Below are 9,961 nucleotides of genomic sequence, written 5' to 3'. Positions count from 1 at the left end.
CCACGGAGGTGCCCGCCGAGGCGCAGCTGCACCCGTCCGACGTGCGGCCGGCCGGCACCACGCCGTGGAACGACTCCGGCCTCGACGAGGAGATCCAGCTGGACAAGATGCTGGAGGTCTGCCGGCAGGAGCAGGGCCTGCGGACGGAGTGGGTGAAGTCCCGCTACTCGCGGTCGGTGACCCTCCTGCGGAAGCGGCCGGGCGCCGGTGACCAGTCGGCCCCGCAGGCGGTGGTCCTGCAGGATGTGCACCGGCTGGCGCCGCGGGACGGCGAGCGGCTCTTCGACGAGCTGCCCGCGCTGCTCGCGCCCTGCCGCACGTGGCGGTTCACCGGCCCGGTGGAGTTGAAGGGCAAGCGGGTCCAGGCGGAGGTCGTCCACTCCTGGCAGACGGTCGACAGCGGCTTCGCCGGCGACGAGTCGGTGCTCGTGCGGCACGCCGTCGGGCAGGGCCGGCGGCTGGACACCGGGGCGCGGCTCGGTGACGGGACCCCGCCGAAGGAGCAGGTGGTGGTGCGGGTCGGTGACCTCGTCACGGTGCTGAGCACCGGACCGGGCGGCGACGAGGTGACACTGCGGGACCTGGCCCGGGTCGCGGCCGAGCGGCTGTGCCGCGCCACGAACCCGGGCTGCTGACGCCGGTGCCCCCGCTACCGAGGCGGCGGGGGCACCCGACGTACTACAGCGGGATGTTGCCGTGCTTCTTCGGCGGCAGCGTCTCGCGCTTGGTCCGCAGCACCCGCAGCGCCCGCACGATCTGGGTACGCGTCTCGTGCGGCGGGATCACGCCGTCCACGTAGCCGCGCTCGGCGGCGATGTACGGGTTGGCGAGCGTGTCCTCGTACTCGGCGATCTTCTCGGCCCGGACCGCGGCCGGGTCCTCGGCGTTCGCCAGCTCCGAGCGGTAGAGGATGTTCACCGCGCCCTGCGCGCCCATCACCGCGATCTGTGCGGTCGGCCAGGCGAAGTTCAGGTCGGCGCCGAGGTGCTTGGAGCCCATCACGTCGTACGCGCCGCCGTACGCCTTGCGGGTGATGACTGTGACCTTCGGGACGGTGGCCTCGGCGTACGCGTAGATGAGCTTCGCGCCGCGCCGGATGATGCCGTCCCACTCCTGGCCGGTGCCGGGCAGGAAGCCGGGCACGTCCACGAAGGTGAGCACCGGGATGTTGAACGCGTCGCAGGTGCGTACGAACCGGGCCGCCTTCTCCGACGCGGCGATGTCGAGCGTGCCGGCGAACTGCATCGGCTGGTTCGCCACCACGCCCACCGGGCGCCCCTCGACGCGACCGAAACCGACCACCATGTTCTGCGCGTACAGCGGCTGCACCTCGAGGAACTCGCCGTCGTCGAGCACGTGCTCGATGACCCGGTGCATGTCGTACGGCTGGTTGGCCGAGTCCGGGATCAGCGTGTCCAGCTCCCGGTCCTCATCCGTGACGTCGAGGATCGCGGGCGCGTCGAACACCGGCGGCTCGTCCAGGTTGTTCGACGGCAGGTACGACAGCAGCGCCTTGACGTACTCGATCGCGTCCTCCTCGTCGGTGCCGAGGTAGTGCGCGTTGCCGCTGCGGGTGTTGTGGGTACGGGCGCCGCCCAGCTCCTCCATGCCGACGTCCTCGCCGGTGACCGTCTTGATCACGTCGGGGCCGGTGATGAACATGTGCGAGGTCTGGTCGACCATGACGGTGAAGTCGGTGACCGCCGGGGAGTAGACGGCGCCGCCCGCGCACGGGCCCATGATCAGCGAGATCTGCGGGATGACGCCGCTGGCCCGCACGTTGCGGAAGAAGATCTCGCCGTAGAGCCCGAGGGACGTGACGCCCTCCTGGATCCGCGCGCCGCCGGAGTCGTTGATGCCGACGACCGGGCACCCGATCTTCATGGCGAGGTCCATCAGCTTGACGATCTTCTCGCCGAAGACCTCGCCGAGGGAGCCGCCGAAGACGGTGAAGTCCTGCGAGAAGACGCAGACCTGCCGGCCGTCCACGGTGCCGTAGCCGGTCACCACGCCGTCCCCGTACGGGCGGGTTTTCTCCAGCCCGAAGTTGGTCGAGCGGTGCCGGGCGAACTCGTCCAGCTCGACGAACGATCCCTCGTCGAGGAGCATCTCGATCCGCTCGCGGGCGGTCTTCTTGCCCCGCGCGTGCTGCTTCTCGACCGCGCGTGCCGACCCGGCGTGCACCGCCTCGTCGAGCCGTCGCTCCAGGTCCGCCAGCTTGCCGGCGGTCGTGTGGATGTTGAACCCGGTCTCGGTAGTCACCCGTGGAATATAACGATGGTTCAGGTGTCTGAGGCTGTGCAGTACGCCTCATCCGGGCCGTAGGCTGGCGTGATGCCCGGCTCGCCGTACACGGATCTGGACCGACCGCCGCTCTCCGCGGCCCGGCTGCGGCGCGCGCTGGTCGCGCCGAACGGGCCCTGGCGACGCTTGGAGTTGCTGGCCGAGACCGGCTCGACGAACGCCGACACGGTGGCCGCGGCGCGGGGCGGCGAGCCGGAGGGCCTGGTGGTGGTCGCCGAGCGGCAGACCTCCGGCCGGGGCCGTCGGGGCCGTGTCTGGCAGTCGCCGCCGCGCGCCGGTCTCGCCACGAGCGTGCTGCTGCGGCCCGGCGAGGCGGTCCCCGAGCGCGGCTGGGCGCCGGTGCCGGTCACCGGGTACGGGTGGCTGCCGCTGCTCGCCGGTGTCGCGCTGGTCGAGGCGGTACGCCTGCTGGCCGAGCTGGACGCGCGGCTGAAGTGGCCCAACGACCTGCTGGTGGACGGCGCGAAGTGCGCCGGCGTGCTGGCCGAGGCGGTGCCGGGGGAGAACGACAGGCCGCCCGCGATCGTGGTCGGTGTGGGGCTGAACGTGACGCTGCGCGCCGACGAGCTGCCGGAGAACCCGACCGGGCTGCCCGCCACCTCGCTCCAGCTCGCCGGCGCCACCGCCACCGACCGGGACCCGCTGCTGCGGGCGCTGCTGCGCTCGCTCGCCGACTGGTACGAGCGCTGGCGTGACGCCGGAGGTGATGCGGAGGCCAGTGGGCTGCGCGAGGCGTACCTGGCCGGGTGCGCCACCATCGGTCGCCAGGTTCGGGTGTTGCTGCCCGACGGCAGCGAGGCGCACGGCACCGCGACCGGGGTGGACGCCGACGGGCAGCTCCTGGTGGAGACGAATGCCGAGACGCTGCGGCTGGCCGCGGGAGACGTGCTGCACCTGCGGTGAAAGGAAGGGCCCCCTCTTAACGCCTCCGGTAGAGGAAGGGCCCCCTCTTAACAACCACGGGCAGCCGCCCGCGCGGCCGATGCCGACGGGATGCGCCGACCGGTTACGGTCAGCGCGTCCTGTTCTGCGAGGAGGTTCCCCCGTGGCGTTCCCCGAAGACGTGCTCACCGAGGACGAGCACGTCGTGTTGCACCTGCACCCGCACTGGAAGGCCCTGATCCGGCCGGTCTTGGTGCTCGTGCTCGCCGTCGCGGCGGTCGTCGCCGGCTGGATTCTGCTGCCCGACGGCAGCGGCGGCACCATCGCGCTCTACGCCCTCGCGGTGGTCGCCCTGGCGCTGGTGCTGTGGCTGGCTCTGTGGCCGTTCCTGGTCTGGCGCACCACGCACTACCTGTTCACAAACGAGCGCGTGCTGCTCCAGCAGGGGGTGCTGTCGCGCAACCGGCGGGACCTGCCGTTGACCCGGATCAACGACCACGCCATGAACCAGCGCTTCGTGGAGCGGCTGCTCGGCTGCGGCACGCTGACCATCGAGTCGGCGGGTGAGCGCGGCCAGTCGGTGCTGCACGACGTGCCGGGCGTGGACCGGGTGCAGACGAAGCTGTACGAGCTGGTCGAGGCGCACCACGACAAGCACAGCCTGGGCGACGACGAGATGCGCGAGATCCTCGCCGACATGGCCGAGGGCAAGTCCCTGCGCGACCAGCCCTGACCGCGCCGCCGACCGAAGAGGGCCGGCACCCCCGGAAGCGGAGGTGCCGGCCCTCTTCGTCGGTCAGCGGCGCGCGCGGCGGGGCTGGAGTTCGGCGGCGAATTCGGCGTCCAGGTCGGCGCCGAGCGCGCCCCCGAGCCCGGCGTCAGCAGGTGCCGGACGGCCCCGGGGCGGCGCGTAGTCGGGTCGCCCGGCGCCCGGGGGAGGTTCCTCCTCCTCCAGCTCGCTCACCGACTCGGCCAGCTCGGCCACCGGGTCCATCTCGGCGACGTTGTCCCACTCGTCACGCGGCACCGAGTGCCAGGTCTCCTCGGCGTGCTTGGGCACCGGCTGGAAGACGAACGTGCGGTAGGACCAGAAGCGGAACAGCGTCGCCAGCAGGACACCGATGGTCTTGGCGACGTTCAGCGCCAGCAGTCCGTGTACGCCGAGGCCGTACTTGGCCAGGGCCAGGACGCCGAGTTCGATGACCAGGCCGGCGCCGTTGAAAAGGAAGAACAGGACGTATTCCCGCCGGAGTGCCGATTTCGGCCGATCCCGGTACGTCCAGTGACGATTCATCAGATACGACGTGATCGTGGCGACAATCGTCGCGATCACGGTCGCTTTCAGCTGACCGTCGCGGAAAACCGTGAGTGCCAGGGCATTGAACACCGCGTAATTGATGACGGTGTTGATGCCGCCGACGATGCCGAATTTGAGCGCCTCGTGGATGAACTTCTGCCAGCGCTCGGGCAGCAGACGGACTCCAGGCATGCGGAACACCTTAGGCAGTGGGCTGGGCCGGCTCGGCCCGGCGGGTCGGGATGGGCGGTTCGTCACGCCCCGGACTCTCGGTCGTGGCTCGTTGCCGGAACGGGTGGTGTTCCCGCGTCGACGAAGACGAACCGTCGGTACGACCAGAACCGGAAGAGCGTCCCGAGGCCGGTGCCGACGATGAAGCTGGCGATGTTGTCGGCCAGTGGGGTCTGGAACACCGCCGGCCAGACCGCGCCCAGCCCGTAGTGGCTGACCGCGAGACTTGCCACCGCGATACCGAGACCGACCGCGTTGAAGAAGAAGAACAGCGCGTACTCCCGGGCCGGGTTGGAGCGCTGCCGGTGCCGCCAGGTCCAGAACCGGTTGCCGAGGAACGCGACGGTCGCCGCGATCACCGTGGAGATGGTCTTCGCGGCGAGCGGCGGCATGTCCCGGCCGCTGGACAGGAAGTTGAAGAGGACGAAGTCGACCACGAAGGCGAAGCCGCCGACGGTGGCGAACTTGCTCAACTCGTGGATCAGGTGACCGAAACGGTCGAGTAGTGCTCCGATCGGACCCCGACGGGTCTGCGGAGCCCCCGGTTGGTCCCCGGTCATCGTCGCGGCCACCCGCCGAGAGTACCGGTTGTGGGGTACACGGGCGGACCGCAACGGCGAGTCGGCCACGACGGCTTCGTCGTGGCCCTCGCGGCCGGGCCGCCCGGGTCGGGGATCTGTCGCCCGTTCTCGATGTCCGTGAGCAGAGGGTAACCCGCTGTGTGAATCTGTGGAGCCCATCACGGAATCGTCTTTCACGACATGTTCGTACGCTTCCCCGCGATCGGGCGTCGCGGTCACTCCGGGGACGGAGCGGGCCGTCGAAGGTTCACCGCAGGATTTGCGTGAAACTGCGCGCGAAAGCGGGTATCAGATCGTGAAGCCGCAGCGTGGCCGTACCTTGTGCAGTTCTTCACAACCAGTCCCACTGACTGGCGAGGCAGTCCGGTTTACGCTGAGCCCAATCCCAGGTTTCCACGAGGCGGCGTACTTGCCCGCCAGAACTCGTGCACCCCATAGATCGGTCAGCGTCGACCACAAGGAGAAGTGACATGGTTGCTCCGGCTGCTGTTCGGGGTATCGATCAGGCCCCGACGTCCCACCCCAAGCTGCTGGCCTGGGTACGTGAGGTCGCGGAACTGACCACCCCCGACCGCGTGGTCTGGGTGGACGGGTCTGATGAGGAGTGGCGCCGCCTCACCGACGAGCTCGTCTCAAACGGCACCCTCATCCGGCTGAATCCCGAGAAGAAGCCCAACTCGTTCTACGCGCGTACCGACCCCACGGACGTCGCCCGGGTGGAGGAGCGCACCTTCATCTGCTCCGTCGACGAGGCGGACGCCGGCCCCACCAACAACTGGATGGCGCCGGCCGAGATGAAGCGGACGATGACGGAGCTGTACCGCGGCAGCATGCGCGGGCGCACCATGTACGTCATCCCGTTCTGCATGGGTCCGATCGAGGCCGAGAACCCCATGTTCGGCGTCGAGATCACCGACAGTCCGTACGTGGTCGCCTCCATGCGGATCATGACCCGGATGGGGTCGGCGATCCTGGAGGCGATGGGCGACGACGCCGACTTCGTGCACGCGCTGCACTCGATCGGCGCGCCGCTCGCCCCGGGTCAGCAGGACGTGGCCTGGCCGTGCAACGAGACGAAGTACATCTCGCACTTCCCGGAGACCCGGGAGATCTGGTCCTTCGGCTCCGGCTACGGCGGCAACTCGCTGCTGGGCAAGAAGTGCTACTCGCTGCGTATCGCCAGCGTGATGGGGCGCGACGAGGGCTGGCTGGCCGAGCACATGCTGATCCTCAAGATCACCTCGCCGGAGGGCAAGGTCTACCACATCGCCGGCGCCTTCCCGTCCGCCTGTGGCAAGACCAACCTCGCCATGCTGGAGCCGACCATCCCGGGCTGGAAGGTCGAGACCATCGGCGACGACATCGCCTGGATGCGGTTCGGCCAGGACGGCCGCCTCTACGCGATCAACCCGGAGTACGGCCTGTTCGGTGTCGCCCCCGGCACCGACTGGAAGACCAACGCCAACGCCATGCGGACGCTGGACCGCGGCAACTCCATCTTCACCAACGTGGCGCTGACCGACGACGGCGACATCTGGTGGGAGGGCATGGGTGAGCCGCCGGCGCACCTGATCGACTGGAAGGGCAACGACTGGACGCCGGAGAGCGAGAACCTCTCCTCGCACGCGAACAGCCGCTTCTGCACCCCGATCACCCAGTGCCCGATCCTGGCCGACGACTACTACGACCCGAACGGCGTGCCGATCGACGCGATCCTGTTCGGCGGCCGTCGGCGGGACACCATCCCGCTGGTCACCGAGGCCCGCGACTGGGTGCACGGCGTCTACATGGGCGCCACGCTCTCCTCGGAGACCACCGCCGCCGCCTCCGGCGCGGTCGGCGTGGTGCGTCGTGACCCGATGGCCATGCTGCCGTTCATCGGTTACAACGCCGGCGACTACTTCCGGCACTGGATCGAGATGGGCAAGGGCGCGGACGGCGACGAGGCCAAGCTGCCCAAGATCTACTACGTCAACTGGTTCCGCAAGGACGCCGAGGGCAACTTCCTCTGGCCGGGCTTCGGCGAGAACTCCCGCGTGCTCAAGTGGGTCATCGAGCGGTTGGAGGGCCGGGCCGAGGCGGTGGAGACGCCGATCGGCATGGTCCCGGCGCAGGACGCGCTCGACGTCGAGGGTCTGGACATGACCCCGGAGGACGTCCGGATCGCGCTGAAGGTCGACGCGGACGAGTGGCGCAACGAGCTGCCGCTGGTCACCGAGTGGTTCGAGAAGTTCGGGGACAAGCTCCCCGGCGTGCTCTGGGCCGAGCTGGACGCGCTGCGCGCCCGCCTCGACGCGGAGCCGCAGAAGTAACAGGTGTGCCTGTTGCCCGCGCCGGGCAACATCGGATGCCATGAGGACGGCCGCTGAACCTGTCGAGGTCCGGCGGCCGTCCGCCGTCCGGGCGCTGACCACGCTGCTCGCCGTGACCGCGGCGGCCACCGTCGTGGTCGAGCTGCTCAACTACTGGTACGCCCCGGAGCAGGAGTTCGGTCTGGCCGTACGCACCGGCTGGGCGATGCTCCGATCGCTCGGCTTCCTGCTGCTGATCGGGCAGGTGAACAAGGGCCGGGTGGGCGCCCGGCCGTTCGGGCTGATCCTGGCGGTGACCACGATCTTCGCGGTCGGGCGGCTGATCGTGCCCCGGCAGGGGGTGCCCGCGCTGCCCGGCCTGATCGGATTCGCCGTGCTCACCGCGCTCTGCGTCGCCGTGGTGGTGCTGCTCTACCGTTCCGAGGCGATCCGCGCGCACCTGGTCCGGCACCGCAAGGGCCTGGTCGTCGAGGGCGGGACGATCGCCTGGCGGGAGATGACGCCGAAGCGTCCGCAGGCGAACGGCTGGCTGCTCACCGCCCGGGTCGCGGCGTTCACCTACAGCCCGCTGATGCTCGTGCCGGCGCTGGTGGCGACCGGCGCCGTGCTGGACGGGCGGCTCGCCGCCGTACCGGCATTGATCTTCTGGTTCGGCGCCGGCATCGCGGTCAGCTACGCCGTCCTGTTCTGCACCGCGTTCCTGCTGCGCGACAAGGCGTGGGCGCGGAAGGGCCTGGTGGCCGTCACCCTCGGCGTCCTCGCGATCGACCTGCCCCTGTGCTGGTGGCTGCTCGGCGCCGACGGCCTGATCCGCGACGGCGCCCCCCTGGTCACGGCGGCAGCCCTCTGCGTCTGGTCGCTGTACCGGGCCACCCGGTCCCGTTGATGCCCGGGGTGGGGGCCGGCGGGGGAGGATGAGGGGGTGTGGGACGTCGTGGTGGTGGGGGCGGGGCCGGCGGGAGCGGCCGCCGCGCTCGGCGCACGACGGGCCGGGGCGGCGCGGGTGCTGCTGCTGGACCGGTCCGACTTCCCCCGCGACAAGGCGTGCGGGGACGGCATCGCCGCGCACGCGCTGGACGTCCTCGACGAGCTGGGCGTGACCGGGGCCGTCGACGGCTACCCGCCCCTGCCCGCGCTGCGCCTGGTCGCACCCGGTGGCGGCACCGTCGCCCGGCCGCTGCCCCGGCCCGCGTACACGGTGCCCCGCCAGGTGTTCGACGCACGCCTGGTGGCGGCGGCGGTGGCGGCCGGCGCGGAGTTGCGGCGGCACACCGTACGCCGGGTGGAGATCGCTCCCGACCGGGTGGTGCTCGACGGTGAGCTGTCCGCGCGGGCGCTGGTCGGCGCGGACGGCGCCGGTTCGGTGGTCCGGCGCGCGCTCGGGCACCCGGTCAACCCGGACCGGCACCTGGCGCTCGCCATCCGGGGCTACGCGCCGGCCCCGCCCGGGCCGCCCGAACAGCTCATCGTCACCTCGGCGGCGCGCTGGCCCGCGTACGCCTGGGTCTTTCCGATCGGTGACGGTCGCGCGAACGTCGGGTACGGGGAGGTGCTGCGCGGCGAGCCGCTCAGCCGCGCGCACCTGCTGGACCGGATGGCCGCGCTGCTGCCCGGAGTCGACCCGGCCACGGTGACCGGCCTGCGCGCGCACCACCTGCCGCTGTCCACCCACCGGCCGGCGCCCGGGCGGGGCCGGGTGGTGCTGGCCGGGGACGCGCTGTCGCTGATCAACCCGTTCACCGGCGAGGGCATCTTCTACGCGCTGCGCTCGGGGGCGCTGGCCGGCGCGGCGGCGACCGGCAGTCCGGCCGAGGCCGCCCGGGGGTACGCCGCCGCGCTGCGCGCCCGGCTCGGCACCCACCTGCGGCACAGCTCGGCGGCGGCCTGGCTGGCGCGTCGGCGCTGGGTGGTCGACGCGGTGGTCGGCGCGGCCGGGCGCGACGAGCGGGTCTACCGCACCGTGGTGGAGCTGGGGCTCGGCGACGGGCGGCTGGACGCCCGCACGCTCGCGGCGATCGCCGCTGAGGTGCCGCGACCGCGCCGGACCGGCTCGCCGTCGGCTGATACGCCACCGAGACACTGATCTTTCTCACGGGTCGCTACCCTGCAAGGTGATGACTCTGCGGAAACTCCTCTACTCCGTGTACGAGCGCCGGCTGACGGCGAAGCTCGCGGGCAAGCCCGTACCCGCGCATGTCGGCGTGATGTGCGACGGCAACCGCAGATGGGCCCGGGAGATGGGCTTCGTCGACCCGAACGACGGCCACCGGATGGGCGCCGAGCGGATCAAGGAGCTGCTCCGCTGGTGCGACGCGGCCGGTGTCGGGCACGTAACGCTGGGGCTGCTATCCACC

10 protein-coding genes are annotated in these 9,961 nt (G+C 71.0%); 7 read left to right on the top strand and 3 right to left on the bottom strand.

The window, feature by feature from the left end:
• Nucleotides 1-635, top strand: a 635-nt coding sequence (locus KBX39_RS12755) for a hypothetical protein (protein WP_210870618.1), incomplete at its 5' end; no start/stop codon positions are given.
• Nucleotides 636-678: 43 nt separating this feature from the next.
• Here the strand turns inward: KBX39_RS12755 and KBX39_RS12750 are convergent.
• On the bottom strand, nucleotides 679-2,262 hold the full coding sequence (locus tag KBX39_RS12750) for an acyl-CoA carboxylase subunit beta (RefSeq protein WP_069087137.1): 1,584 nt from the start codon (nucleotides 2,260-2,262) through the stop codon (nucleotides 679-681).
• Nucleotides 2,263-2,334: 72 nt separating this feature from the next.
• Here KBX39_RS12750 and KBX39_RS12745 point away from each other — a divergent pair, with 72 nt between their 5' ends.
• Complete coding sequence (locus KBX39_RS12745; RefSeq protein ID WP_043330645.1) at nucleotides 2,335-3,207, top strand: biotin--[acetyl-CoA-carboxylase] ligase; 873 nt, start codon at nucleotides 2,335-2,337, stop codon at nucleotides 3,205-3,207.
• Between the two features lie 142 nt (nucleotides 3,208-3,349).
• Nucleotides 3,350-3,919, top strand: coding sequence for a PH domain-containing protein (locus tag KBX39_RS12740; protein ID WP_043326648.1), 570 nt, complete (start codon nucleotides 3,350-3,352; stop codon nucleotides 3,917-3,919).
• Nucleotides 3,920-3,982: 63 nt separating this feature from the next.
• Here KBX39_RS12740 and KBX39_RS12735 read toward each other — a convergent pair whose 3' ends face one another.
• Nucleotides 3,983-4,675: a GtrA family protein gene (locus KBX39_RS12735; RefSeq protein WP_043326646.1), complete on the bottom strand. Its 693-nt coding sequence runs from the start codon at nucleotides 4,673-4,675 to the stop codon at nucleotides 3,983-3,985.
• Between the two features lie 62 nt (nucleotides 4,676-4,737).
• A complete protein-coding gene (locus tag KBX39_RS12730) occupies nucleotides 4,738-5,274 on the bottom strand; it encodes a GtrA family protein (protein WP_043330644.1) in 537 nt (178 codons plus the stop codon).
• Between the two features lie 491 nt (nucleotides 5,275-5,765).
• Here KBX39_RS12730 and KBX39_RS12725 point away from each other — a divergent pair, with 491 nt between their 5' ends.
• From KBX39_RS12725 to KBX39_RS12710, 4 genes are all read left to right on the top strand, one after another.
• The gene (locus KBX39_RS12725; RefSeq protein WP_113972039.1) at nucleotides 5,766-7,607 is read left to right on the top strand and encodes a phosphoenolpyruvate carboxykinase (GTP); all 1,842 of its coding nucleotides are present in this window, start codon (nucleotides 5,766-5,768) and stop codon (nucleotides 7,605-7,607) included.
• Nucleotides 7,608-7,647: 40 nt separating this feature from the next.
• Nucleotides 7,648-8,493, top strand: coding sequence for a hypothetical protein (locus tag KBX39_RS12720; protein ID WP_043326642.1), 846 nt, complete (start codon nucleotides 7,648-7,650; stop codon nucleotides 8,491-8,493).
• Nucleotides 8,494-8,529: 36 nt separating this feature from the next.
• Complete coding sequence (locus tag KBX39_RS12715) at nucleotides 8,530-9,690, top strand: geranylgeranyl reductase family protein (protein WP_210870615.1); 1,161 nt, start codon at nucleotides 8,530-8,532, stop codon at nucleotides 9,688-9,690.
• 31 nt (nucleotides 9,691-9,721) lie between these two features.
• A partial coding sequence (locus KBX39_RS12710; RefSeq protein WP_210870613.1) for an undecaprenyl diphosphate synthase family protein occupies nucleotides 9,722-9,961 on the top strand: 240 nt, incomplete at its 3' end.

Source organism: Micromonospora sp. D75 (genome assembly GCF_018070405.1).
GTDB lineage: Bacteria > Actinomycetota > Actinomycetes > Mycobacteriales > Micromonosporaceae > Micromonospora > Micromonospora chalcea.
This window is presented reverse-complemented; position numbering and strand designations above follow the sequence as displayed.